The sequence below is a fragment of the Desulfobulbus sp. genome (assembly GCF_030824455.1).
Lineage (GTDB): Bacteria > Desulfobacterota > Desulfobulbia > Desulfobulbales > Desulfobulbaceae > Desulfobulbus.
In genome coordinates, this window is the sequence record NZ_JAVBXR010000122.1 from 56,196 (window position 1) to 82,530 (window position 26,335).

The window sequence follows — 26,335 nt, forward strand, 5'->3', positions numbered from 1 at the left end:
GAGGAGCACGTTATGTCGTTTTTTGAAGTTGTCGAACAATACCAAGGTTTTGATTTCTCAAGATTTTTTGATCAGGTGACCGATGCGGCCGTTGAGCAGAGCCTAGCCAAGGAAAAACCCAGCCCCATGGATTTTCTCACCCTGCTCAGCCCCAGGGCGGCGGGGCATTTGGAATCCATGGCGCACAAGGCCCATCAGTTGACCGTGCAGTATTTCGGCCGCACCATCCAGATGTTCATTCCGCTCTACATCTCCAACCACTGCAACAACGGCTGCGCCTACTGCGGATTCAACCACAAGAACCCGATCCTGCGCCGCAAACTCACTCTGGAAGAGATCGAAACCGAGGCCAAGGCCATTGCCGCAATCGGCATGCAGCACGTGCTGTTTCTCACCGGCGAGGCCCACCACGTCACCCCCATGGACTACCTGCTGGAGGCGGCCCGGCTGCTGAAGCGGTATTTTGCCTCGGTGTCTGTTGAGGTCTATCCGCTGACGGTTGAGGAGTATCGGCAGTTGAATCAAGCCGGGGTGGACGGCATGACCATGTTCCAGGAGACCTACAACCAGGAGGTCTACAAACGGGTGCATCTGGCCGGCAAAAAAATGGACTACCACTGGCGGCTTAACGCCCCGGAACGGGCGGCCCAGGGCGGCATGCGCGTGGTCAATCTCGGCGCCCTGCTGGGGCTGGCCGAACCGCGCAGCGAGATTTTTTTCACCGCCATGCACGCCCGCTACCTGGAAAACACCTACCTGAACACCGAGGTGGCGCTGTCGCTGCCGCGCTTCAACGAGGCCGAGGGCGATTTCCAGCCCGATTATCTGGTGAACGACAAAACATTTGTCCAGTTCATGACCGCCCTCCGCATCTTTCTCCCCCGGGCCGGGATCACCGTTTCCACCAGAGAGAGCGCCGCCTTCCGCGACCGCATTCTGCCGCTGGGCGCAACTCGCTATTCCGCCGGCTCCAGCACCGGAGTGGGCGGCTACACCGAAATCAAAGTGGAACAGACGCCCCAATTTGAGATCACCGACGACCGCAGCGTCGAAGAGGTGGCCCGGGCAATTGTCGCCCACGGCTATCAGCCGGTCTTTAAAGACTGGGACATGATCGGATGAAAATCGGCATTGCAGGGGTGGGCGGCATTGGCTCCAACGTGGCGGTCAATCTGGTTCGCAGCGGGGTCGATTGGTTGCGGATTGTCGACTTCGACCGGGTGGAGATCTCCAACCTCAATCGCCAGTTCTATTTTTTTGATCAGATCGGCCGGCTCAAAGTTGAAGCTTTGGGTGAGAATCTGCAGCGCATCCGCCCGGATTTGCGGATCGAAGCACAGGTTGTGCGCATCAACGCCGCCAACTGTCGCGCCCTTTTTGCCGACTGCGACCTGATCGTCGAAGGCTTTGATCGTCAGGCCGACAAAAAAATGCTGGTCGAGGCCTTCGGGCCCGAGCGCATCGTGGTCTCGGCCTGCGGCATTGCCGGCAGCGATCTGGGTGGTGTTCGCACCCGGCGGCTCGGCGCCTGCCACATCGTCGGCGATTTTGCCACCGACTGCGCCGACGCGCCCCTGTTCGCCCACAAGGTGTCCACCGTCGCCAACCACATGAGCGCCGTTATTTTAAGCCAACCAGGTGTTATCCATGGAACAATCGCAGAGTAAACCCGTCTTTCCCGCCGGCGTCTACGGCATCACCGCCGCCAAATTTTCCGCTGACCGCTCCAACCTTGAGGTGGTGCGGCAGATGATTGCCGGCGGCATTCGCCTGATCCAGTACCGGGAGAAACGGCCGCACAAGAGTTTTGCCGAAATGCTGGACGAGTGCCGCGCCATCCGCCAACTGACCCGCGAGGCCGGGGTGGTGTTCATTGTCAACGATTACCCGGATATCGCCCAATTGGTCGACGCCGACGGGGTGCATGTCGGTCAGGATGATTTTCCGGTGGCCGAAGTGCGCCGACTGATCGGCCCGAACAAGCTGATCGGGCTGTCCACCCACGGCCCCGAGCAGGCGGCCGCAGCCGTTGCTTCCGGCGCCGACTACCTCGGCGTAGGCCCGATCTTCAGCACCCAGACCAAGGAAGACGTCTGCGCGCCAGTGGGGCTCGGCTACCTCGACCACGTGGCGCGCACCTGTCCCCTGCCCTTTGTCGCCATCGGCGGCATCAAGGAACATAATCTGCACCAGGTGCTAGCCCACGGCGCCAAGACCGTCTGCCTGGTCACCGAAATCGTCGGCGCCGCCGACATCGCCGCCACCGCCCGCCGGTTGCAGGCGGCCTGCATCTAACCTTCCCAGACAGCTAACCTGTATTCAAACAAGGAGAATCGATCATGGTCCATGCAACCCAGATGGCTGCCGCCCGCGCAGGCGGCTTTACCCCGCAGATGCAACAGGTGTTGGCCTCCGAGCGAATCCATGAGGCCGACCTGCTGGAGCGGGTCGCCAACGGCCGCATTGCCATTCCGGCCAACCGCAACCATAAAAATCTCATTGCCAAGGGCATTGGCGCCGGGCTATCCACCAAGATCAACGTCAACCTCGGCGTTTCCGAGGATTGCTGCAACGTCGAGAACGAACTGAACAAGGTGCGGCGCTCGATTGAACTCAAGGCCGACGCAATCATGGACCTGAGCACCTTTGGCGACACCCGCGCCTTCCGGCGACGGACCGTGGAAATCAGCCCGGTGATGATCGGCACGGTGCCGGTCTACGACGCCGTGGCCCGCTACGGCAAGGAAGTGGCCAGCATCTCGGTGGATGATTTTTTTGACGTGGTGCGGATTCACGCCGAGGATGGGGTCGATTTCATGACCATCCACGCCGGCCTGACCCAGACGGCAGTGCAGCGGCTGCGCACTAATCCACGCCTCACCCACGTGGTCAGCCGGGGCGGCTCCTTATTGCTAGACTGGATGACCACCAATGAACGGGAAAATCCCTTTTACGAGCATTTCGACCGGCTGCTGGAACTCTGCCGCGAATTTGACGTCACCCTCAGCCTGGGCGACGGTCTGCGGCCCGGTAGCCTGCGCGACGCCACCGACGCGGCCCAGATTCAAGAGTTAATTATTTTAGGAGAACTGACCAAACGATGTTGGCAGGCGGATGTGCAGGTGATGATTGAGGGGCCGGGACATGTGCCGCTCAATGAAGTGGTGGCCAATATGCAGTTGGAGAAAAAACTCTGCCACGGCGCGCCGTTCTACGTGCTGGGACCAATCGTCACCGATGTGGCGCCGGGCTACGACCACATCACCTCGGCCATCGGCGGGGCGCTGGCAGCGGCCAACGGCGCCGACTTTCTCTGCTACGTCACCCCGGCCGAACACCTGCGGCTGCCCGACGCCGACGATATGAAGGAAGGCATTATCGCCTCACGCATTGCCGCCCACGCCGCCGACGTGGCCAAGGGCATTCCCGGCGCCATTGACTGGGACAACGCCATGAGCAAGGCGCGCAAAAATCTCGACTGGACCACCATGTTTGAACTGGCCATGGACCCGGAAAAAGCCAAGGCCTACCGCGCCTCTTCCCAGCCCATTGATCAGGAGGTGTGCACCATGTGCGGCGATCTTTGTGCAGTCAAACGCAGCCGCAACATTCTTGAGAAGGCGTAAAGCTGGTCCGCAAAGCCCTGTTTTTCACGCTCCATCAAACAGCGCTTTCGCTTATAAACCCTTAAATTTCTTTATCCCCCGGCTTTGCCGGGGGATAACCGTCAGGTCGACGGTTCCAGTAAAATAAAAAAGCCTCCCGTCTCGTGATCCGGTCAAAGTCACGAAAAAGGAGGCTTCATGAACGACATCCCACCGGCTTTGCCGGTGGTTCTGTCTATGGAGTAATTCGCAATCGACCGACTGAGTTGACAATCACAGAAATGGTTCCCGCTGAGGAGTCAAAAGCAACCGTCCCGTTACCGGAAGGCATTCCCTTGGCGTCATAGGTGACTCGACTTACGCCCCCAGGGAAAAAAGAGGCAGAACTAATTATTACACTTGTCGGCATGTTCACCCTGCGCAGCTCCTGCTCTCCGGCATCCAGCAAATCGTTGGAGTTGTTATCCAAAAAAACGATGTAAGAATTAGGCGCATTAAACAGCGCCGTCACCGTTTCCGCCTCGCGTATGGCGCGAATGCGCGCCAGCTGGAGATCGCTAAGAAGATTATTGGCCGCCCCTCTCAATTGGCGTTCAGTCCGCCAACCAATCATATTGGGAATAGCAATTGCACTGACTATCCCGACGATTGCGATGGTCACCATAAGCTCAATCAGGGTGAATCCTCGATTTGAAAACCGTTTCATCACGCAGTACACCTCTGTTGGGGAATTTGCCAAACATCTGTCCGGCAATCGTTAATTTTTCCAGACACCGTTTTCCTTACGAGGGTCTGAAGCCGGCTTTTTCTCCCCTGAAGAGTCGGAATTGTCCTCAGGAGTCCCTTTCCCTTCGACAGCAGGCTTTGAGGATTTAGCAGCTCCCGTTGGCCACATTTTAGTCAACAAGGCGTCGATGGCGTAAAATTTCACAGCCATACCGTTGCTAAAACTGGCCAAGGAGGTTGTCCCGCCTGCTTGGGTTCGAAAAATCGTTTTACTGTCGATGGTATAGCTACTGTCGTTAACAACCACTGTTCGCACAATGTTTCCCTCGTCGGGCTCCCCCGCCCCATAAAAAATCCCGGTGAATTCCTCGGCCCCTGGACGAATGAGGTCGCCATGTACATCATAGCGCGGCTCAGCGGCCACACCCCCGCAGATCAACAAAACACATCCAAGCAAAACCGGCCATCGAAAGAAATAGTTCTTGAATATCATGTGTTCTCCTTTACTGTCACAAAGCTTTATTTCCAGTCCAGATCGCGCCAATACATAACTGGCGACTTGGCGTCAACCGCATCAGAATGGTCCGGATAGAGCATACGTTGTTTACCAAAATTCGTGTCAACCACATTGACCGCTGGACTGATGCCCTCAACCCCAATGGCCGAGACTGCGACCCATAAAGGGTTAGCGGCGGTGCCAATGTTGATGTAATCGCTGGAATCAAAAAGTTCATCCTCATTAAGATCGAAAAAAGTGCTGCCGGAACGACTGCCGGAACAAGAGCTCACCGACCAGTGATAAGATGTTCCACCACTTTCACAGGGCGAATCTGACGGAATTGTGCTGGTGAAAACCAAATTGCCGCTGACAACGGTCATGTCGCGAACAATGCGTTCTCCATTAGCGGGAAGGTCGAAATACCAACCGACATGTTTTGCTGTTTTTTTCCCACTGGCGCCAAAGGCGACGTTTTGCGAAGGCTTGTACCAATCTATCAGATTAGCGGAAAGGACCCGTGCAATCTGGTCGTACATATCGAAATCTGTAGCTCCATAGACGGTTTCCTTAACGGTGCCGTCGTCATTATAATTGATGCCGCCGGCCCAGATCTGTGTTTGCCGCAGCAAGGTAACATACGGAGCACTACTGCTGCCAACGACTTGAGTCATGTTGGAAAGAGGTCTCACTGCGCCACAGTTGCTGTAGCAGGACGCATAATCCGTATTACATTCCGTTTCACACTCACTGTCGCCGTCACATTCATAAATGCAGGAGCCGGGGACGGTGATGCTTCCAAGGGTGTTTCCGCAAACAGTTTGGCAAGACGATTTAATTGCCGTCGTTTCAGTGCTCAAAACCCCCAAGTAGGTATCCTCAGGTGTTGCATCCCCCGCCGCTTTCCAAGCCGCCGACCAGTCCCACAGCCCGTAAACGGTTTGAACGCTCTGATCAAGGAAATCCACATCAGGGTTCAGAATACGCCCAGTGCCGAAGAGGACCATATACCCTGCAGTGTCGGTTACACAACTGAGGGTGATGACTGGCTGCATGGTGATGGGCTGCCTGTACCCAGCATCACTCTTGGCCTGAAAGAACGGTTTTTTATTTCCAGTGCTGGTCTCTTTGAAATATATTCCCCAATTGTTTCTATCAGTGTCACTTAGGTCAAACTTCCAGAGATTTCCCAGTAAATCGCCAGCATACGCAAAATCATTTGCAGTATCGCCCTGAGGAAGGACGAGCGCCGGTGTTGACAGCCCATTGCAATCGCTGCCGCTCGTGTTGTTGCCGGTGTTGGTGTCGATGATCTTTGTCCACCTGATACCGCCCAAATTATCTAAACCAACGGTAAAGAGAACGGCCTTGCCAGATGGGCTTTCGTAGCCGTTGCCAAACACCAGCACCCAATTGGCGGTGGCATCGTTTGACGCGACAATCTGCGGCCGTGAAAAACTGTATCCTAAATTCTTCACGATATCGGCCTGTGTCGCAAAGGTCTCGGCAGAGTATTCCCACAAAACGATTTCATCGGCATTATCCTCAACGTCGTTTTTGTACGCAGCCGCCTTGGTCAGATCAAGGGCAAAAAAACCTTTACCGCCCTTGCCAAGCCCACCAACCAACACAACGCTGCCGCCAAGATCCTTGACCGTTACATAGCCATCAGCGAAAAATTTATGGTTGTCGTTATAGGTTTCCTCTTTCAGATGATACAGTTTCGAGAAAACCATTTGGGGAATATAGGCAAACACCTCCTCACCGGTGTTGCTGTCGAAGACATGCAGCATGCCGTCGTTGCCGCCGACAAAAACCCAATCAATGCCAAGCGTCGTATTTGCATAATGATAGGGTTCAGCATTGATAAAATCTCCGAGCTTGCTTGAACGGTTACGGAAATTAAAAAGACCGGCCGTATCGTTTTTCCGCTCATAGGTGCTATCGCCCCGCAGATAATCAAGAATTTGCGATTTGCCAAGCAATTGCGATTTCATGTCAGTTGTCAGATCATCCCAACGGAACGGCACGCCATCGGCCGCCACTTTATCAAACGTGATGATCTGGCGACTATCGGCTGTGCGGGGACTTATTATTTTTGCAGCTGACCACTTGATTTCAGGAGGACTAAGAAGACAGGTGTCTTTGGTGGCATTGCATGCCGTTTTGCAACTGGCGGTGGAACACGCGGTTGAACAGGTTGCATGCGCCTCGTCGCAGGTCTGACCGGTACAGGAGGCGGTGCAGGTCTTCAACGAAGTTTTGCAGGCGGTTTTACAGGTTGCATCGCTGCTCGCACAGGCGGCAGCGCAGGTTTCGTATGTTGTGTTGCAGGTCGCTTCGCAACTCACACGGCTGCACGCTGCTACAACACCTGTATTGTCGAGACATTTTGCCTGGGTGTCGCCATTCCAATCACTGGAATCATAGGTGGTCTGGAAGAGGAGCGTGTCTTCCTCTATTTTGTTGGCGTTGATCGCAAGCGACGAGGCCGTGCCAGTCTGATCGGCAATCAAATCTTTGATTGTCTGCATGGCCGCAACCAGTTCGGCAGGATCGGCTGCGTTAAGGAACTCGCCTCGGCTGTTGACTGCCGCATGGTAGAGGTCGTCAATGCGCTTGGGGGATTCCCCCGAGGTGTTCGGATCATCCCCCCACCAAGTAGGACATTTCCCTGCAAATTTTCCATCAACCGCACCGACGCCGCCCGTGTAATCGGAATAAGCAAGCTTGGACAGGCTGGAAAGAGAAGGGCAACCGCTTTCACCCGGAGTGTCGCAGGAGGGCAGACAGTCAGGAAAAAGCTCCGGCTTGTAGTAACCAGAGACACCAAACGCGACTGTATAGGTTACCAAATGCTGCCGGGCATTGTCGTCAAACCCCTTGGCGGCAACGTTGTTGCCAAGGACGCTGTCGAGATCTGTATCGTAAAAATTCATGGTCACATCGGCCAAGGTTTTACCGATGCTGTCGCGAAAGACAACCGTTGGGCTGGCGGTGTCGACATCCCCAACACTGGAGAAAGATTCGTTATAGTAACCGTCGGTCATGGCAATGACATACGCCCGTTGGCACTCGCCGCCGGAATCATCGCAGGTGTTTGTATCCACATCGCTGTTGGCGTCCCAGAAAACCGACGTATCGCCAGTGCACAATCCGGTAGCGGTTTTCAAGCCAGTGTAATCATCGGTTGCGCCTTTCTCAAAATACTTGCCGACCTCATACAACCCGCGACGCAACGGCGTGCCGCCGTCCGGCCTGATGTTATAAATCGTCGTCAGGTAGGTGATTTTTTCCGTGCCGTCAGCGGTGGGCATGAGAACCAGCGGTTTCGAATAGGTTCGGTTGATGGTGTGAATGCCCAATTCCACCTCTTTCATATCCGCCACCGTCAAACCAACAGCCGCCTTGGCAGTGAGGATGCGACGGCGATAAAAGGAAAACCAGTCGGCGAAATCCTGGCGCACCATATAAGCCAATTTGGCAGTGTCGGTAATCACGTTACCGGCCACATCCCGGCGCACCGGCTTGACCTTTGCCGGCACATCGGCAAAGGCCACGGGAATGAGTTCTCCGTCTTCTACCGAACTGTTATTATTGATATCGTTCACTTTATAAAATTCGAGTGAATAGCTGCCCTCGGCATAGCCAGTGCCAGGGATGTTGACGAGGTACACATCCTCACCGGTGTCTTGCACGCCGTCGCCGTCAAGATCGTTGAAGGTGTAATAATGGGCATTGCGAATGCTGACAGTGGCGCTGGTCGTGGTTTGCACCACAAAAGGCAATGGCGCGTTTGTGAGTCGAATCCAGCGAGCGCCGTTCGATGGCGAGGTGGTGGTGTTGGTAGGGCTTTGATCCTTTCGTACCGACACCGACTTCAAGGCTCCAGCGTCCGTATAATAAATTGTATACAGGGCATTGTTGTCCCTGGATCCATATTCGTCGACCCAGGCATACACATAATACGAGCCAGCGGTCGTTAGATTGAGTCGCCAATATGCCGAACGGTCAGCGCCATCCGTGTATCTATCGTCACCTTCCCATTCATATTTGACTTCACCGTTGGAATCATACCACGTGCCGCTTTCAGAATAGACAGTGCTGCCGTCGTTGTTATCGAAAATATAGAGAGGCTTAAACGCGGGGTTGGTGGCGAACCAACTATAGTAATGTCCTTGACTCAGTTCCAGAGTCCCATCAGTCGACAGGCCAACCGCATCCGCATAGGTGCTGTCTCCGTTGCTGCTCGCGTCCCTGGTCACGATCACCTGTTGCCCAGCGGCCTTGACGCTCAGGAATTCAGCATTCATTGCCATTTCATAGTTACTGCGACTGCCGCTCGCATCACCCGGATGATACATGGCGCTGTAGGTGCTGCTGGGATCATAGGTGTTGGTTCTGGGAAAATCCATGTCGGCGTGGGTATATCCAGCCGCATAAGCAATATCCGGAAATGTTGCCAGGGTCGGATTATACGCCTTTTCATGGCTGCGCACATTGGCGGCGCCGATTACATCCTCCCACATGGGCCAGGGGGCATACGTGACGCTGGGATTGAAATAAATCCGGTTGTAACTCGTCAACTGGCTTTGCCATTTTCTCCGTTGCGCTGTTGTGAGGGCAGTATCATCGTAGGCACGGCTGATGGCGTTATAATTATAGACGTAATATTTATTTTCAAACAGTTGATTGCTGGCGCTGGTCATGAACTCCCAGTCCATTGAACCGGAATCGTCCAGCAAAAACATAATCAGAGAAGGCGCGGGCTTGACTGCTGCATTGGCGGGAACATCGGAGGCTGCCACGCAGGTTTCCTCCAAGCCTTTTTCTTTAGGACCATCGTAGCAATCTTCATCAATTGAGGTCGCGGGGTTATCGTACAAACCGGGCGCAATGGCGACAGAGGCGTCGTTGCAATCCCCCTGGTTCTCGGTATAGCCGTCACCGTCATTGTCAGCATAATCGCCGGTGCAGGTCAGATCAGATCCGTCACAATTCTGATCAATGCCGTCGCCGCAAACTTCCGTGGCTCCTGGATAAATGGAGCTACTGGTGTCGTTGCAATCCACGGTGGTCGCCGAACAACTCGTTCCGCCCGTTCCGACGGTGTAGCCGTCTCCGTCGGCATCCTGACAGGGCTTCACAAAGACCGCTTCCACGGTTCGGTCCTTATCCATAGTGAGGTTAATAATAGGATTGGCTGCAGTGGCGCTGCCGATATCTCCTTGCCACAGAGAGAACATCCAGGGCGGCGTGCCGGAGGCGCTCAACTGCACGACGGTGTTCCGGAGAAAGAGATAACGTTGCACCCCGACCGCCGCCGCCCCCTCAGGGCTGAGGGTGACGTTGCCGTTAGTGGAAACGACCGTAAGAATTTGGGCTTCAGGTTCGTACAATCCCTCAACAACCTGATCGTTGAAACCAAGGCCCAGGTTAACCACGTATTGACTCGGCGACACATACCCGTCAACGGATAGAAACTCGATCAGGATATATTGCGTGTCGCAGGGGGTGGTGGGAATATCGCCAGGAATCGAAAAGGTTTGATTGTGCGTCCCGGTCTTGAATGGGGCGGTGTCCAATTTAGTGCCAGCACTATCCGACGCCCGATAGGCACGCCAACCACTGCCGCTGGCGGCGCTCTGTATAAATGCCGTTCTAGTGGGGTCGCCATCCATCGACGCAAGCTTAACCGTAATGGTGGCATCGTCAAAAACGCCTTCAATGGTGTGATTGGTCGTTACAGCGTTGAACTGGTACACATCTCCGTCATAATTGTTATTCACACTCTTAAAGGCGCCTTTCGAAACCCCGTCCGCAATTACATCGACCACGCAGGTTCCCACACCTTTGGTGAACTGAAAACTTTCATTCTGACCATAGTCGGCAAGCACTTGCGTCGTCGCCCCACTGGTTGCAGATAGGTTCACCCCCGCACTGTGCGTCGTTGTACCGGTAGTATGCAGAATCGTTCCGGCGCCACTGGCGGTCATCTCAATTGGTGGATCAAACAGAACCGCGATAGGGTGATACGAAGAGGCTGATGAGGCCACAACTGAAGGGGTAAACGTATAGGTTATCTCTTTGTGAGCGACAACTGTGGAGGAAGTGACATAGGCCAAAGGGGCAGACGAGGCGCCATTAAGATAATGATAATTCCAATCAATGGCGACGGAATGAATACGGTGCGTTGCACTGACGGTAATCACGGCGTCTTGCCCATCAGGCAGGCTCACCGTTGTTCCTGAAGTTATGGGGATGCTCGTGCCGCCACTCGTGAGGGTCACCGCGCCAAAGGCGGCATTCCAGGTGGGCCGTATACGATTGTCATTGTCCTTAATGGTTCCAGTGTTTCCTGCGAACTGAAAAAGCTCAGGAGACAATGTTCCACCAGAAGTTGGCGTAATGGTGAAACTTTGATCACCTTCGTCATCGGCGTCAGGTTTGATGTTCACCACGACGGATCCAGACACGCCACTCGGCTTGCCGAGGGTTAGCGCCCCGTTTGCGGCGACAAAATCACTGCCAGCAGTGGCTGAGCCGGAAGTGGTGGTCCATTGTATCGTTTTGCCGTCGTGTTCATCTTGGATTGTTGGGCTTATCGTTGGCGCTGGAGGCGCAAACGTCATTGGCGCAACGGCGCCAACCGGTTCGTCAAGAGATTGATTGCCAAATGTGACGGTATATTTATCCTGGATATTGATTGTAACCGTAGCTGTAACTGGGCCGGTTGATACATTCGCAGAGGTTGGAGAGAAAGTAACAGTAAATGTTTCCGCGGATTCCACGAGCGAATCATCAGTGATGGGAATCGTTATATCGGCGTGATCATCTCCAGAGACAATGGAACTTGGCGATGCGGGGGCGCTGTAATCCACACCTGCTCCAGCGGCCGTCCCATCTGTGGTCGTCACTGTGAAATCAACCTGATCTCCTGCTATCACCGCTTGATTCAGCGTGACCTTCAGGATGGCGGACCCACCATTTTCATTCACGCTGAGGCTGGGAAAGGATGTGATGGAATATTTATCGTCGTTGTTGATTGTCACCGTAGCCGTTTTGTCGCCTGTAGCCGCTCCGCCGAAAACAACGACTCCTGCTGTCGGAGTTATCGTGACGACAAAGGTTTCAGTTGCCTCCACCACCGCATCGTTTGCAATGGTAATGATCGTCGCCCCGCTCGTCGCCCCAGCTGGGATGGAGAGAGTCGCAGCGGAGGCGTCATAATCGGTTCCATCGGCAGTTCCTGATCCCGCTGACACGGAAAAAGACAAATCACTGTCGGCTGGAGCTGCTAACGTTACGGTCAAAGTAGCCGTCCCAGGACCAGCGCCTTCCGTTACCGTAACGTCGGGAAAAGACTGAACGGTGTTATCCGCTAAAGCCAGACTGCTTCCGCAAAGATTAAGAATCGTCAAAGCCATGAGCAGCATCAACATTTGCATGATATTCTTCATTTTCCCCGCCCCATTAACAAAAATTCGAAAGAATTTTCCACAATGCCCCTGACAACTCATTCTTTATAGATCGTTTTTTTGTAGCCAACCATGAGCATCCGCCTGCCATGATAGGACTTGCCTGCACCGGATTTCACATCGTACATGCCGTAAACGCTGTAGCATTTGACCACTTTGTCTTCATCGGAAACTGCTTCGTCAGGACAAAGATCATAATAATCCTCTTGTGTAGCCAGATTACCCTGCAACGCCGCATACCAGATGCGGTCGCCGGTAGAGGTGTTCGTATCGTTGTAGCCCTGTGGGGTTATCTTTGTCGTTCCACTGTCCAAGACGGTGTCAACTGGTTTTATACTGGCAGAGCCTTGATCCCATGCACTACTCAGGGTCAGATTGATGTCAGGTGTGACATCCTTAGGGTCGTTCGGTTTCAGCCAAGAGAGCGTAGTGGCGTCCAGGTTGAGCAAGGTGGCGTCCGCGAGGTTTTCAAGCGCCATTGTCCCTTCCAGAGTCACAGCTTCAACTGCATAAAAATTATTTTGCATCACTTCGAGATTAACGATTACCTGCTGTTCGGTATTGCGGACCGTCATGGCCGCAGCGCTCATAATGGAGAGAATAACCAGCATGACCAGCGCCATCACCAGGACAAATCCATGGTCGTTGGCCGCCACCGGCATTTTTAGCGGCGACAGTAATCCTTGTTCTTTATGCATGGCATTCTCCTCAGCTGTTGCGGCCGGCATTGCGAAAATCAACAACTGTTCTGTAAGTTCGCTCGATCCAGCCTTCGCTTCCCGCCGGAGCTTGAGCGGTGATGGTAATGACTGCGCTCCGAATCTCAGAAACAAGTTTCGTGTCTTTGTTGTTGCGATCACGGTAAGCGAAATCAAGTTGAGTCACCCGAACATTGGCGTCCGTGCCGCCAAGAATATACTGGGGGGGGGATGTAGAAGAGGTTCCTTCCCCGCAGACGATCTGAATACCTGTATTAACAAGAGAATAACGAAAGGAACGATTCTCGCAATCGCCATCTGTATTGGTGCTTTTGGCCCTCTCACCGTTTTCGTCAAGATCCGCCTCAAAGCGAAAACGAATAGGACTTGCCGTTTTGATGGCAAAAGAAACCTCACCGCGCCTCGGGTTATAGGCGGCCATGCGCATTTCCCCGACCATGTATTCCATGGCAAGGCGTACCTCCTGCTGCAAAGCTGCGGTTGCGTTCTGGGTTGTATATACTCGCCCCGAACGGATAAACACGCCGGTTACAGAGGCAAGGAGAATGCTGCTGATGGCTAAGACGATCAAGACTTCGACCAATGTAAACCCTTCCGCTGCGGTAAATTTTCTCCAAGGGTTAGGTTTCATTATAGCTTTCATTATATGCCACTCCCCATCGTGACGCTCTTTATAGCTATTTCATGCCCACCCACGCCGCCATTGCGCCTGACAGTGACAGTAACGAAACGTGCGGCAGCATTCTTTGAGGGTGCGGGAAGATTCTCAACTGTAACGGAGACATCGTACGGACCGCCAGCTTGACCGGTTTCATCCACGTTCACCAAGTTCAGGTCCTCTAAATCAGCAGGCGTCGGCCGATTTTTATACTGCTCCATGTATCTCTGGGCCAAATTGAGCTGTTGGGTGACGACGTTGCCGTTCGTATTGCCATTGACGATGAGATATTGAATAGCGACTATTGACAGGATTCCGACCGAGAGAATGACCATCGCGATCATCACTTCGATAAGGCTGAACCCCTGTTGCGAAACCCAATGCCTGTTCGTTGGTGGGACTGATAGATTCTGCATAGAAAAATTCCTCCGCAATCTGGCAACCAAAAATCAGGCCAGTAATCCTTTCGAGTGCTTTTAAGCCAGTATACTTCGTCAACCAGCTGTTTTCTTGGCCCTCTGGCCAAACCCATCACAAGACGCCGGAAGAACCAGAACCGCAAATAATATAAAAAAATATAACAATGGAGCGCCATATATAAAATCTTTTTATATTTCTTTCCCGTCACCCACACGCTCCAAACCATATTCCTTGATCTTGCTGAGCAATGAAGGATAGCTGATCTCCAACAGTTCTGCAGCCTTGGATTTATTGCCTCCGGTGGATTGGAGGGCTCGACCGATGAGCGACGTTTCCATGATCTTTTGCGCCTGTTTGATGGAAAACCCGCCAAAGAAATCATCGAGCCGTCGACCGTTTTGACGGGCGCCAAACGTATCGGGCAGATTTTCCGGCAGCACAACTTTCTTCTCCGCCAAAACCACCGCCCGTTCGATCACATTTTCCAATTCGCGAACATTGCCGGGCCAGGCATGTTGGAGCAACAACGTCATGGCAGACGGCGCAATCCCGGCAACCGGCGACTCCAGCCTTTTCACATAGCGTTTGAGGAAAAATTCGCTCAACAGAGCGATGTCCCCGGTGCGTTCGCGCAAAGGGGGCAAGACAATATGCACAACATTGAGCCGGTAAAATAGATCCTGACGAAAAAGGCCCAGCCCAACTTCCTGCGCCAAGTCGCGGGCTGTGGCGGCGATAATCCGAACATCGACCTTACTCGGCCCGGAAGCGCCTATCGGTTGAACCTCGCCTTCCTGCAACACCCTCAGCAGTTTCACCTGCAGCGATAGTGGCAACTCGCCGATCTCGTCGAGAAACAGGGTGCCGCCGTCCGCCTCGGCAAAAAGGCCCATCTTATTTTTGTCGGCGCCGGTAAAGGCTCCCTTGACATAGCCGAACAGTTCGCTTTCAATCAGGTTTTCAGGCAGCCCCCCGCAGTTGACAGCCACAAATTTACCGGCGGCGCGACCGCTGCGCTGGTGAATGCCTTGAGCCACCAACTCCTTGCCCGTGCCGCTTTCTCCGGTGATCAGCACCGTGGTTGCATGCGGCGCAACCTTGGCGGCCAGGGTAAAAACATCTTGCATGGCTTTGCTTCGCGCCACCATCTTGCCGAAATCGCACTCTCCTTCCAATGATGCAACCTTGTCGCGCAGTTCGCGGTTGGCGCGTTTCAGCCCTTCCCGCTCTTCGGCTTTATGCAGAGTCAGTTCAATTTCGTCGGCCTTGAACGGCTTGGAAATATAATCATAGGCCCCCAGGCGCATTGCCGCCAAGGCCGTGTCCACCGAGCCAAAGGCCGACATCATGACAATGGTGGCGCTGATGCCGGCAGCCGTAGCCTGGCGCAAAAATTCCATGCCGTCCATCTCTGGCATGCGGATGTCGCAGAGCACGGCATCAAACTCCTGAGCAGCTAGAGTTTCGAGACCAATACGGCCGTTCGCCGCCGATTCCACCTGATACCCAAGGCGAACCAACACGGACGCAAGCATGTGCCGCATGTTGTCTTCGTCGTCAATAATCAGGATACGTTGCTTGTTGTGCATAGGGTTTCGCCTTTAAGCGGCTTGCTGTTTTATGTCGAGCATCGAATCACCACCTTGCGCTCCAAAGCAGTGAGTAGCTTGGATGGACCCAGGCGGAATCGGAATTTCAGACGCCAGCCTGTAAGCTCGGCTTCGGATCTCGGGACGCTCCATCCAGGACCCACAAAACGAGAGATGGCCGGCGACCGTAGCCCGGATGCAGCCTGCGGAATCCGGGGCTTGATGTGAAGTGTTCCCGGATTCCGTTGCTCTTCATCCAGGCTACGAGTTGACGTGGTTGTGCTGTGTGCATCATGCCTCGTTTGATTTAGGCATAATGGAACACTCTGCACCGCATCGGAACCACAATAATCCTCTCTCTATTCCCTCCTTGCCGGCAAGGTAACAACAACTACAGCGCCGCCGCCTGAGCGGTTGGCAAGGGTAATGTCCCCGCCCATGGCCTGAAGCAACGCATAGGACACCGACAAACCCAGCCCGGTTCCCTTGCCGGGTTCCTTGGTGGTAAAAAAAGGGTCAAAAACATTGGCGAGTTCTTCTTCCGCGAGACCGACGCCGGTATCGGCAATGGTCACGCGCAGCATTGGGCCCGCTTCGGCGGCAAACGACTCGGTTGCCACTTCAATGGCGCCGCTCCCATTGCTTATGGCGTGGATGGCGTCGGCGGCATTGATCAGGCAATTCAAAAAAACCTGCAACAATTGCCCTGAGTTGCCGTGAACGACAGCATTCTCGGCGTCAAAACGAATAGTCAAATCGATGCCGTCCAGCAGCGGCTGGGGCTGTAACAGCGTCACCGCCTCATTCAATACCCAATGCACATCGACGTCTTCTTCAATGCCGCTTGCAGGCCGGGAATAATCGAGCAATTGACGAACCAAACGACTGATTCGTTGCAACTCCTGATCAGCCCGGTCACAAAATTCCCGTTTTTCCTCTTCCCCCAGATCATGCTGCTGGATCAAACCTAAATACCCCTGCACAATCCCAATCGGATTGCCGATTTCATGGGCCAAACCGGCGGCCAGCCTGCCGACCGAAGACAGTTTTTCCGTGCGCACCATCTCCTCGCGCCGGGCAATCAATTGCTGATTTGCCGCCTGGAGGGAATCAACATGCTGCTGCAGCTTTTCTCGATCAGCCTGGATGCGCCCTAACATCTGCTGCATCGATCCGGCCAACTGCTCCAACTCGTCTCCGCCCTGCAGGGCGAGAAAAGGCACGCCGCGCTCATCGATATAGGAATCGGTCAAACGGATCAAATGTTCCACTGGCTGAAAGACGCCGGCACGAAAGCGATAAAACCCGACGACCAGCAGTATGATCAAATTCACCCCAAGATAACCAGCTATGTAGCGCAGCAAAGAACGAATTTTTGCATAGTGGGGCTCCAGGGTATATCGCAGAGCAACCGCCCCGAAGGATTGATCCGGGGCTTTCAGCCGCAGAGCAATGTCCAGATGTTCTTTGCCGGGCACGAAGGCAACCCAGGCAAGGCCGCCTAAAGAGCGCACGCTCTTGCCCGATTGAAAGGATGCGGCCAAGGTTTGCTTCAGAGAGTCGAGGCTCGCATCATCGTCGCGAGAGCAAGCGACAGTCCGGCCCTCAGCCTGGAAACAGCCCACGGAGGCTCCAGAAATCTTGACGCCTTCTGTGACCAAGGCGGCGAGAAATGCAGGCGCAGCCATGCCGCCCCAGGGAGGAAGCGCCTCCCGTTGCTCAGCCAAAAGCATCAACTCCAACTCCTTTTCCCGCGCCAAGGACAAGGCGGATTCGCGCAGCCAAAATGAAACGACGACAAAAAAGGTCAGCACGGTCGCCAAGGCGAGCAGCACGCAGAGCGTAGCAGTGACATGGAACTTCAAACCAGGACGCACGGCACAGACACCCAATCACAGGAGAAAAAACAAAAGGGCCGCTCACCGGTGACAAATATTGTCAACTAAGGACAATCCTTGTCAGCAGCAGAGGGCGGTTAGCGTGAGTGCATTGTAGGAGGCGCGTTGCAAAAAAACAAAGGAAAGCTGATAACAAGCCGAAAGAAATGAAAATTTGAAACAAACGCAGAATTGGCACGCACAGTGCTTAGTGTTGGCAACAAGAAAATTCCGCTGGCCAACGACGGACTGGCGGCAACCAACACACCTATCGGAGGGTACCAAAATGACACTGAACAAACTGAGACTGCAGGCAAACGAAAAAGGCTTCACCCTGATCGAGTTGATGATCGTTATCGCGATTATCGGTATTTTGGCGGCTATTGCAATTCCTAACTTTATTTCGTATCGGAATAAAGCGTTCTGTTCAGGTGCAGAGTCAGATGCCAATGCAATCATTGCTTCATTATCAGATTATTTCTCTATTCCATCGCATCAAACTGGCCTCTCTGGAAGTATTGCTGCGGATGGAACCGGTGTAACGGGCCTAGTTCTCCCAGCCCTTTCAAACCGTAATACTGCTGCACTCACGACAGCTACTAGTGCCACTGGTAACTTGCAACACACAGTAGTTGTTACAGATTTCAGCACAAGATGCCCTCTTTCTTACCGAACATCTCAAGCTGGTGCTGGTTGGTCGACTTCCGCTAACACTTTTACTAAGTCAATGTTGTAATAGTTATTTATTAAGTGAACTAGTTAAAGATCAATTAATTGGCATGAACTGAATGCAAAGGAGAGGGTTCCCTCTCCTTTGCATTTTCATTACGCTTCTTCTCATTCACTGGCATGATACTCATCCGTTACAACTGAGATTCTCTCATCCATCATGAGTAAACACCCCCCCAGTTCCTATCGGTTTTATTCAGTTATCGTCGCACTTTTATGCCTATCAGGGTTGGGGGTCACTTTATATCTATCGTGGTCTCACTACCAGAGCTATACCGACATAAATTATTCAAGCTTTTGTGCTATCAGCCAAACAATCAATTGTGATACGGTTGCCCAAAGCCCATGGTCTATTCTTTTTGGTCTCCCTGTTGCTGTTTGGGGAGTGATAGGATATCTTCTTTTTGCCCTCCTCCTCATACCAACATATAGATATTCTTTAGTGATGGCATCAAGGTGGAGTGTTCTCACTATCCTAAGTTTGGTCTTTTCAATCATCTCCGTTTATTTTGGATACATAACAGCAATAAAAATTCACGCCTACTGCATTCTATGTATTTCAAGCTACACTATCAGCTTAATGCTCTTTTTTTTCTCTTGGATCACACATCGTCGGTTCGGTAACGGCACCATTGTTGCAAATATTAGAACATCCATCCTTTACTTAAAATCCAGCACGCCAAACAAAATCATATTTTCTGTTTTTTTTACAACTGTTGCAATTGCCATAATCAGCACACCTCATTATTGGCAATATTCTCCGCCACCCCTAAGCAAAAGTATTTTAACGGGCATCACAAAAGAAGGCCACCCTTGGATTGGAGCAGAACAACCCAAACTCACCATAGATGAGTATACAGACTATCAATGCTTCCAATGCTATAAAACCCATTATAACATTCGACAACTTATTGCCAAATATCCAGATCGTATTCGTCTAGTTCACCATCATTACCCTATGGACAATGAAGTAAATTCTGTTATTGTCCCCGAACCTTTTCACGTAGGGTCTGGAAAAATGGCTCAATTGGCCATCTATGCATTAAGCAAACAGAAGTTCTGGCAAACAAATGATCTACTCTACGAACTTGGCCGCAACAAAAAATCATTTAACCTCAAAATAGTTTCTGAAAAAATTGAAATACCAGAAGAAGAACTTGCCTGGGCATTAGAATCAAAAGAAGTAAAAGAAATTTTACGGTATGATGTATGGCATGGAATGAAATTGGGCATAACAGGAACGCCCGCATTTGTAATCGAAGGCAAAGTATATAGCGGCACTATTCCACCGGAAATTATAAAGGGAATTTTATATTAAAAGACTTGTCTTCATTAAAGAAGCTACATCTACCTTTCATCCTCTACACATTGCTCATTTTGCTGATTGGGAAATTCTCATCCTTGCTTCGGTGCCTCCAATCAGTAGAGATGCACTCAGCAATCACTTCTTTGCACCCGAGACTTTGCCTTCAGCACGGTGGTATAGATAAGATCCCAGAGATTTCCTTCTCTTACTACCAAATTAACTCGACCAGCTGTACCTGTTGCCGCTTTGGTTGGATTTACCCCCTTCTCTGCCGGGCACACAATCAACTCCCTGTTGTTTTCATGGCGTCGGCTGTATAATGGCAAAGCAACCGACCAGAAAAAATTCAGATCCAAGCTGATGCCATGGCACGCAATCACAAGCAAACACAAACCCTCCCCCCCAATAACATCACCGCCGTTTGTCGAGCACTCAGTGCCGAGCCCAACCTGGAGTTTGCCGTTCTGATTGGCAGCCGTGCCGACAATCGTCACACCTCAAACAGCGACTGGGACATTGCCTTGCAATGGCAAAAAGACATGAACTGGCTGGAGCAACTGAGCCGCACCGAAACCCTGCGCCATAACTTGGCCAGCGCACTGGCACTTCCTGCAAATGCCATTGATCTCATAGACACCCCTTGGGCAAGCTTGGCAATGCGTGCTGAAATCGCCGAAAACGGGATTGCCCTCATGGGCGAGGACGGACTGCCCTGGCAACGATTTCTGCGGAGAACATGGCGAGAGCTGGAAGACCATTATTGGCAGGAGATCTATGCGCACTGACCTGTACCATGCTGAAACCAAACGTATCGCCACTCAACAAGGCGCCTTGTTGGACGAAGCCCGTTCTCGTCTGCTTGCCTCGCAGCCTCTCTCGCCTCTTGAACAAAACGGCGTGCTGCATGGGCTCCAAGTGCTGATCGAAAATGCCATCGGCAAAGCCAAGCAGCAGCTCAAGGTACGGGACAAAGAAGTGCCCATTTCCGCTTACGACGCCTTTGCAACCTTGGCCCTGACAGGGCTCATCAGCCAGGAAAAACTGCCTGAATGGCACGGCATCATTGGTCTCCGCAACCGTATTGTTCACGATTACATGAATGTGGATATGGATAAAATCCTCGATCTGGTCAGCCAGGGCCACTATGCACTCCTGCTCGACTTTCTCATGGCCCCAATGAACAATGAAACTACCTGAAAAGGCCCTGACCTGGGGCCTGATCCTACTGCTGCTTGCCCTGATTATCGCCACCATTATCCTCGGCTCGGTGCCGCCCGTTGACCGGGACGCCCTCACCCACCACCTTTTCGTCCCCAAACTGTGGCTCAAGCACGGCGGCATCTACGAGATTCCAGAGATCCCTTTCTCGTATTACCCGATGAATCTCGACTTGCTGTATACGATCCCTCTCTATTTCGGCAACGACATCATACCGAAATACATTCACTATTTTTTCGCCCTGCTTACCGGACTGCTGCTGTACCGGCATCTCAAGAAACGGTTGGGCGTGCACTACGGATTGCTTGGCGCGCTCTTTTTCCTTTCTGTTCCGATTATCGTCAAATTGTCCATCACGGTCTATGTCGATCTGGGGGTTGTTTTTTTCACAACGGCTTCTTTACTCTTGCTGCTCCACTGGTCGGAACAAAATTTCAAGTGGCGCTCGCTTGTGCTGGCGGGACTCTGCTGCGGGTTGGCCGCAGGAACGAAGTACAACGGCCTGATTTCAATTGTCGTCCTCACTCTCTTTGTGCCGATTATCTACCAACAAAACACCCGCAAGGAAAAACAGAGCAACGGCAAAGCGCTGCTTTGGGGTTGCGTCTTTGGCATGGCCGCTTTGACTTCCTTTTCCCCTTGGCTTATCCGGAACTACGCCTGGACGGGCAACCCCATCTATCCCTTGCACAACTCGCTGTTTCAGAAACTGCACCAATCGAACGATAATCAGCAAGGGACTGATTCCGCCAGCCTGGCAAACACCCTGCAACAAATCAGCCATCAAGGCAGCAATGCCTTTGTCGGACGAAAAATCCTTTACAACGAATCCTGGTGGCAGTCCCTGTTACTGCCGTTCCGTTTTTTCTATGAAGGCAAAGACGACGACCCCCGCTACTTCGACGGCAAATTGACGCCCTTTCTCCTGGTCCTGCCTGCCCTAGCCTTTCTCTTCCGGCCCCCTGGCGCCCAACAACGGCGGGAACAAAATTTTCTCCTATCGTTTGCCCTGCTCTATTTTTTCCTCACCTTTTTTCAGGAGGCAATGCGCATCCGCTACATCGTGCCCATTGTTCCACCCTTGGTCATTCTTTCTATGTATGGGGTCCATAGTCTCCTTAACAAAATCCGTTTATCGTCAAGGACAGCTATTTTACGAATAACAGCGATCATTTTTTCAGCAGTCTGCCTACCGGGTTTCATGTTGTGGTATAACGGACAATATATTACGAATCAATTTTTCGCTGTTAATCCTTTGTCGTATCTACAAGGAAAGGTCAGCAGGGACGAATACATCACCACCTTTCGACCCGAATACCTAGCCATACAATGGCTCAATAAACACACCACCATGAACAATCGCGTCCTCTGCATTTTCCTCGGAAACCGTGGATACTACATGAATTTCTCTCCAATTTTCTTAAATCCTTATGATGGCCCCTTTCCGACCCATGCGAACAATAACAAGTATATAATAACTAGAGATGACATGTTCCTGAATTGGCTTGAATACGCAAACAAAAAAAACATTATAAACGACCTTCCCATTAGACGAGAAAACCTACTATATTCTATCAATGGTCACTCAATTTATAGATCTGACGATACAGCCCGTTAACAAATCAGTTACAACACCCCTAAGCTACTCCTCTCAATCACCTCTTCAAACAATTGCATATTTTGCTGGGCAACCATATCGATAGCAAATGTACTGGCCATTAATAAGTGATTTGAATCAGACATCGCTTTCCATCTTTCGATAGTCAAGCTCAAAGCTTCCAATAAGGCCAAATAAATTTGGTCGACGGATCCCTGATCGCATACCCATCCATTATCGTTGGATAAATATCTGTCGATTCCATTGCATCTAGTAACTAGACAAGGCAACCCAAAGGATAATGCCTCCAATACAGCATTAGACAACCCCTCATATCGAGAAGGCAAGACAAACAAATGCGCATCGATCAATTCTTTTTGCACTATAGACTGAGGTTGCTTGCCAAGAAAATGAACCTGCTGTTTCAAACCCATCTTTTCAGCCATATACTCAAGCCGTGATCTTTCCGGACCATCTCCTATTAATTTGAGCTCGAAATCAGGGCCGGTATTCATTAACCTGGCAAGTACGGTGAGCAACGTATCCAGGCCCTTCTGATACACTAACCGCCCGACAAATAATATTTTTTTTACGCGAGAAATAGGTCCTGAGGCCCTTAACACAGGTATCGGCACACCATTTGGAATACTGGCCGCCCGACAAGGCTGCACACCAATGGCCGCAAGCGATTCCCGGATTCCTGGAGCAATAAAATTTATACAATCACACTGACGGTTGAGTATTCCCACTATTGCGCGACTTGCTGGGAGTGAGCGCAGAAAAGCCATATCAGCTTTATCCTCGTCGCCTGCAGCGGCAGGCACTGCCACCAAAGGCAGTTTGATTAACTTCATACTTTTAAGTAATGCTATACTAATGGCAGCTTCACCAAGAAAGCGACAGTATAGCAAATCATAATCATTCCGATTCTTAATGAGATAACAGGACAACGAGAAAAAATATGTCGCTCCACGCAACAACTTGCCTCCACGATAAAACACCGGCAACCGAATGAGCCGGACACCCGCCTCACTCTTTTCAGGAATTCGGTGTCCGGCGATCACGACCGAATGCCCCATAGACACCCAGGAAGTCGCCAATCGCCAAGTTTGCATTTCAGCACCACCGATGACATAGGGTGGCACATCAGAAAAAGCCAAAATTCTCATGGCCGCCACTTCTCAAACCAAGCGAGCAGCATCAGCATGTTCCAAAGCAAATATCCGGCATTGATGTTTCCTTGCTGGTGCTGACGCCAAATTCTGTTTACAGCATCATACGAGAATCCCGGACACAGCCCGACTACTTGAGAAGAAAGTAAATTTTCCGCCCAATCACATAAAGGGCCTCGTAGCCAACCATCAAGAGGAACACCAAATCCCTGTTTGGGGCGATCAAACATAGAGTTGGGCAGATATCGACCGAGCACTTGCCGTAACATCCACTTTCCTTTACTATTTCGATATTTATAAGTCGACGGCAGGCTCCATGCCCACTCCACGACATGGTGATCCAAAAACGGCGCACGCATCTCCAGGCTCACCGACATGCTTGCTCTATCCACCTTAACCAAAATATCATCCGGCAAATATTGTGTTTGATCTCGGTACATCATCCGATCCATTCGCCCCATTGGACAATTGGGCAGTTGCGACAACAACTCCCAAACCGGAGGCGTACCGACAAGAAATATATCCGGATTGGGCAAAACTGAACCAAACGCCAAATAAAAAGCATCGAAGTCAGGGGCCGCAAGCCGTTGTCCAAATCGCCAAAAACGGTAATTCTTCACGGATTTTTGGCTAACTTGGCCTGCCAACCAACGCCTGAATTTAATTGGACACCGTCCATACCAATTCCACAATTTTGGAGCGATGCGATAACGATCATAACCGAAGAATAACTCGTCTCCGCCATCCCCACTCAATGCAACCGTTACATGCTGTTTTAGCATTTTTGACACAAGCAAGGTGGGGATTTGAGAGGAATCGGCGAACGGCTCATCGTAAACCGATGACAGTTGAGGGATCAGATTCAGAGCATCCTGCGGCCCCAATACAATCTCCGTGTGATCGGTTCCAAGATGCGCAGCAACCCTCCTCGCAAAGAGGGATTCATCATAAGCAGCTTCTTTAAAACCGACCGTGAAAGTTTTTATCGGTCTGTTTGATGACGCTTGCATGAGTGCTGCAATAAGCGAGGAGTCGATCCCTCCCGAAAGGCACATACCGAGTGGAACATCGGCGATCATGCGCTGTTCAACCGTTCGCTTCAACAACCCATCCAGTTCGCCAGTGATATCCTCATTTCTACGAGAATCACTTCTGCGTGCTGTGATGCCGTCCGATACCTTATCGGGTAGTGACCAATAGCAACGTAGTTTTGAGATAAACTCGGAAACTGCCACGCCAGCATGGCAGTCATTCACGTGGAGCCAAAGATAATGTGCAGGGGGCAGTTTAAACACACCCCTAAGGATCGAACAAGGTGCTGGTATATAGCCTAGACTTAGGAAAAGAGGGATAGCATCCGAATTAAGTGGTAAATTATATGCTCGAAGAAATGGTTTGAGTTCGGAGCCAAAATGAATAGATCTTCCTACCCATCCAACATACAGGGGCTTTTCCCCTATGCGGTCCCTGGCCAAGCACAACCGTTTGTCTCGACTATCCCACAATGCAAAGGCAAACATTCCGTTCAGTTGACTAAGGGCTTTCTGTATTCCCCAATTTTCAATCGCCGCCAGCAGTGTCTCGGTGTCACTCGTCCCCTTGAATAAGAGACTCTCTCGTTCTTGCAACAGAGCTCGACGAATCTCAAGATGATTGTAAATTTCGCCATTATAGGCGATCACATATCGTCCAGTCGACGAGACCATTGGCTGGTGTCCTCGCGGCGAAAGATCAAGAATCGCAAGCCGTCGGTGAGCCATGCCAAAGCCAACCATCTGATCTATGTAGACACCGGCATCATCAGGTCCACGGTGGCGGATGGAATTGGCAGCCGCCTCAAGCCATTCGGGGTCAACAGGTGATTCTGGGGAGAAAACACCTACAAAACCACACATTATAGCTCACCCGCATTTTCATCGTTCTTGCGGAAAACAAATTGATTACACCCTGTGCCTCCTCCAATTGTTGTCAGATATTCAAGGCTGAATCCGATCTTTTTTACAGCCATAAAGATCTCTTCCGGTCTGGCATATTCATAGGGAAACCCACCAACCCAATCCACCAAGTCGTGCCGTGCGGACATCCCTCTAGACCGATCTCCATAAATTTTCCAACTGTGCAAGAGATCCCCTGCCAATAAACCGCGAATGAACCAGCCTGATCGCAACCGTGTAAACCCATAACTTAGAAGCACCGGCCGTAAAAAAGGATATTTGACGTACATCGACTTTATATGCCACCACAACCTGCTTGTCCTGCCCGCGTCATTGTAGATAGCAATAAAGAATTTCCCTTGAGGCCTAACCAAAGAAGCAACGTTTTCGATAGCCTGCCACATTTCACCCGTATGGTGCAACACACCCCAAGAGTACACAATGTCATGCTTTCCCAACGAGGTCAGAAATGTTCTGTCAAGCACCGAACCCTCTATTACGGTCCAATCAGAATCGTCAGAGAAATACCGTGTCTTTAAAAAGTTTGCGCAACGGACAGCCTCGGTATCGTAATCAAACGAAACAACCTTTGCCCCTAGTCGTCGAGCCGCCAAAGAAAACAACCCACTCCCACAACCGGCGTCCAGAAAAAGGAGATTATCCCAGGACGTTATGCCCAGATATTCTTGCAGCGACAACTCAGCCTGGAGAATACGGGCTTCGGAAAGATCCACCAAAAACCTTTGCCAGTTGGCCCCGAAGCCAAATCGTTGTCCTTGTTCTATCTCTTGCTGATAATTGCTTGTCATAG

20 protein-coding genes and 1 pseudogene are annotated in these 26,335 nt (G+C 51.7%); 10 read left to right on the forward strand and 11 right to left on the reverse strand.

The annotated features are described in order from the left end of the window. The first annotated feature begins 12 nt into the window (after positions 1-12). Genes thiH through thiC form a run of 4 tightly spaced genes read left to right on the forward strand, consistent with a single transcriptional unit; the run spans position 13 to position 3,626 of the window. Positions 13-1,122 (forward strand): 2-iminoacetate synthase ThiH, encoded by a 1,110-nt coding sequence (gene thiH, locus RCH93_RS16515; protein ID WP_306549526.1) that lies wholly within the window; start codon positions 13-15, stop codon positions 1,120-1,122. Then, entirely contained in the window at positions 1,119-1,667 is a 549-nt protein-coding gene (thiF, locus tag RCH93_RS16520; protein WP_306549528.1) for a sulfur carrier protein ThiS adenylyltransferase ThiF, read from the forward strand. Before thiH ends, thiF begins: the two co-directional genes overlap by 4 nt. After that, a complete protein-coding gene (thiE, locus tag RCH93_RS16525; RefSeq protein ID WP_306549529.1) occupies positions 1,648-2,295 on the forward strand; it encodes a thiamine phosphate synthase in 648 nt (215 codons plus the stop codon). Before thiF ends, thiE begins: the two co-directional genes overlap by 20 nt. A gap of 44 nt (positions 2,296-2,339) precedes the next feature. Further along, positions 2,340-3,626, forward strand: coding sequence for a phosphomethylpyrimidine synthase ThiC (gene thiC / locus RCH93_RS16530; RefSeq protein WP_306549530.1), 1,287 nt, complete (start codon positions 2,340-2,342; stop codon positions 3,624-3,626). A 214-nt stretch (positions 3,627-3,840) separates the two neighbouring features. Here the strand turns inward: thiC and RCH93_RS16535 are convergent, their stop codons facing one another. The 8 genes from RCH93_RS16535 to RCH93_RS16570 all read right to left on the reverse strand — a co-directional run bounded on the left by RCH93_RS16535 (position 3,841) and on the right by RCH93_RS16570 (position 17,568). Continuing rightward, a complete protein-coding gene (locus RCH93_RS16535) occupies positions 3,841-4,311 on the reverse strand; it encodes a GspH/FimT family pseudopilin (protein ID WP_306549567.1) in 471 nt (156 codons plus the stop codon). A 51-nt stretch (positions 4,312-4,362) separates the two neighbouring features. Further along, entirely contained in the window at positions 4,363-4,824 is a 462-nt protein-coding gene (locus tag RCH93_RS16540; RefSeq protein ID WP_306549531.1) for a hypothetical protein, read from the reverse strand. A 26-nt stretch (positions 4,825-4,850) separates the two neighbouring features. Continuing rightward, complete coding sequence (locus RCH93_RS16545; RefSeq protein ID WP_306549532.1) at positions 4,851-12,287, reverse strand: PilC/PilY family type IV pilus protein; 7,437 nt, start codon at positions 12,285-12,287, stop codon at positions 4,851-4,853. Positions 12,288-12,343: 56 nt separating this feature from the next. Continuing rightward, complete coding sequence (locus tag RCH93_RS16550; protein WP_306549533.1) at positions 12,344-13,003, reverse strand: PilX N-terminal domain-containing pilus assembly protein; 660 nt, start codon at positions 13,001-13,003, stop codon at positions 12,344-12,346. A 10-nt stretch (positions 13,004-13,013) separates the two neighbouring features. Further along, on the reverse strand, positions 13,014-13,655 hold the full coding sequence (locus RCH93_RS16555) for a PilW family protein (RefSeq protein ID WP_306549534.1): 642 nt from the start codon (positions 13,653-13,655) through the stop codon (positions 13,014-13,016). Between the two features lie 11 nt (positions 13,656-13,666). Further along, positions 13,667-14,098, reverse strand: coding sequence for a prepilin-type N-terminal cleavage/methylation domain-containing protein (locus tag RCH93_RS16560; RefSeq protein ID WP_306549535.1), 432 nt, complete (start codon positions 14,096-14,098; stop codon positions 13,667-13,669). A 192-nt stretch (positions 14,099-14,290) separates the two neighbouring features. Further along, complete coding sequence (locus RCH93_RS16565; protein WP_306549536.1) at positions 14,291-15,691, reverse strand: sigma-54 dependent transcriptional regulator; 1,401 nt, start codon at positions 15,689-15,691, stop codon at positions 14,291-14,293. A gap of 359 nt (positions 15,692-16,050) precedes the next feature. Further along, positions 16,051-17,568 (reverse strand): sensor histidine kinase, encoded by a 1,518-nt coding sequence (locus tag RCH93_RS16570; protein WP_306549537.1) that lies wholly within the window; start codon positions 17,566-17,568, stop codon positions 16,051-16,053. 286 nt (positions 17,569-17,854) lie between these two features. Here RCH93_RS16570 and RCH93_RS16575 point away from each other — a divergent pair, with 286 nt between their 5' ends. The 6 genes and pseudogenes from RCH93_RS16575 (at position 17,855) to RCH93_RS16600 (ending at position 22,439) form a co-directional block, all read left to right on the forward strand. Continuing rightward, the gene (locus RCH93_RS16575; RefSeq protein WP_306549538.1) at positions 17,855-18,304 is read left to right on the forward strand and encodes a prepilin-type N-terminal cleavage/methylation domain-containing protein; all 450 of its coding nucleotides are present in this window, start codon (positions 17,855-17,857) and stop codon (positions 18,302-18,304) included. A gap of 153 nt (positions 18,305-18,457) precedes the next feature. Beyond that, a pseudogene (locus RCH93_RS17960) lies at positions 18,458-18,838 on the forward strand (vitamin K epoxide reductase family protein); the annotation flags it as partial. Positions 18,839-18,877: 39 nt separating this feature from the next. Further along, entirely contained in the window at positions 18,878-19,615 is a 738-nt protein-coding gene (locus tag RCH93_RS16585; RefSeq protein ID WP_306549540.1) for a thioredoxin domain-containing protein, read from the forward strand. A 353-nt stretch (positions 19,616-19,968) separates the two neighbouring features. Beyond that, positions 19,969-20,388, forward strand: coding sequence for a nucleotidyltransferase domain-containing protein (locus RCH93_RS16590; RefSeq protein WP_306549541.1), 420 nt, complete (start codon positions 19,969-19,971; stop codon positions 20,386-20,388). After that, positions 20,378-20,800 (forward strand): DUF86 domain-containing protein, encoded by a 423-nt coding sequence (locus tag RCH93_RS16595; protein ID WP_306549542.1) that lies wholly within the window; start codon positions 20,378-20,380, stop codon positions 20,798-20,800. Before RCH93_RS16590 ends, RCH93_RS16595 begins: the two co-directional genes overlap by 11 nt. Beyond that, positions 20,787-22,439: a glycosyltransferase family 39 protein gene (locus RCH93_RS16600; protein WP_306549543.1), complete on the forward strand. Its 1,653-nt coding sequence runs from the start codon at positions 20,787-20,789 to the stop codon at positions 22,437-22,439. The genes RCH93_RS16595 and RCH93_RS16600 overlap by 14 nt, the downstream gene beginning before the upstream one ends. A gap of 8 nt (positions 22,440-22,447) precedes the next feature. On the opposite strand, the gene RCH93_RS16605 is transcribed toward RCH93_RS16600, so the two are convergent. From RCH93_RS16605 to RCH93_RS16615, 3 genes are read right to left on the reverse strand one after another with little or no spacing between them, the layout of a single operon-like run. Next, positions 22,448-23,587 carry a glycosyltransferase family 4 protein gene (locus RCH93_RS16605; protein WP_306549544.1) on the reverse strand — a complete coding sequence of 380 codons (1,140 nt, stop codon included), beginning with the start codon at positions 23,585-23,587 and terminating at the stop codon, positions 22,448-22,450. After that, on the reverse strand, positions 23,584-25,485 hold the full coding sequence (gene asnB, locus RCH93_RS16610) for an asparagine synthase (glutamine-hydrolyzing) (protein WP_306549545.1): 1,902 nt from the start codon (positions 25,483-25,485) through the stop codon (positions 23,584-23,586). Before asnB ends, RCH93_RS16605 begins: the two co-directional genes overlap by 4 nt. Next, positions 25,485-26,333 (reverse strand): bifunctional 2-polyprenyl-6-hydroxyphenol methylase/3-demethylubiquinol 3-O-methyltransferase UbiG, encoded by an 849-nt coding sequence (locus RCH93_RS16615; RefSeq protein ID WP_306549546.1) that lies wholly within the window; start codon positions 26,331-26,333, stop codon positions 25,485-25,487. Before RCH93_RS16615 ends, asnB begins: the two co-directional genes overlap by 1 nt. Between the last annotated feature and the right edge of the window lie 2 nt (positions 26,334-26,335).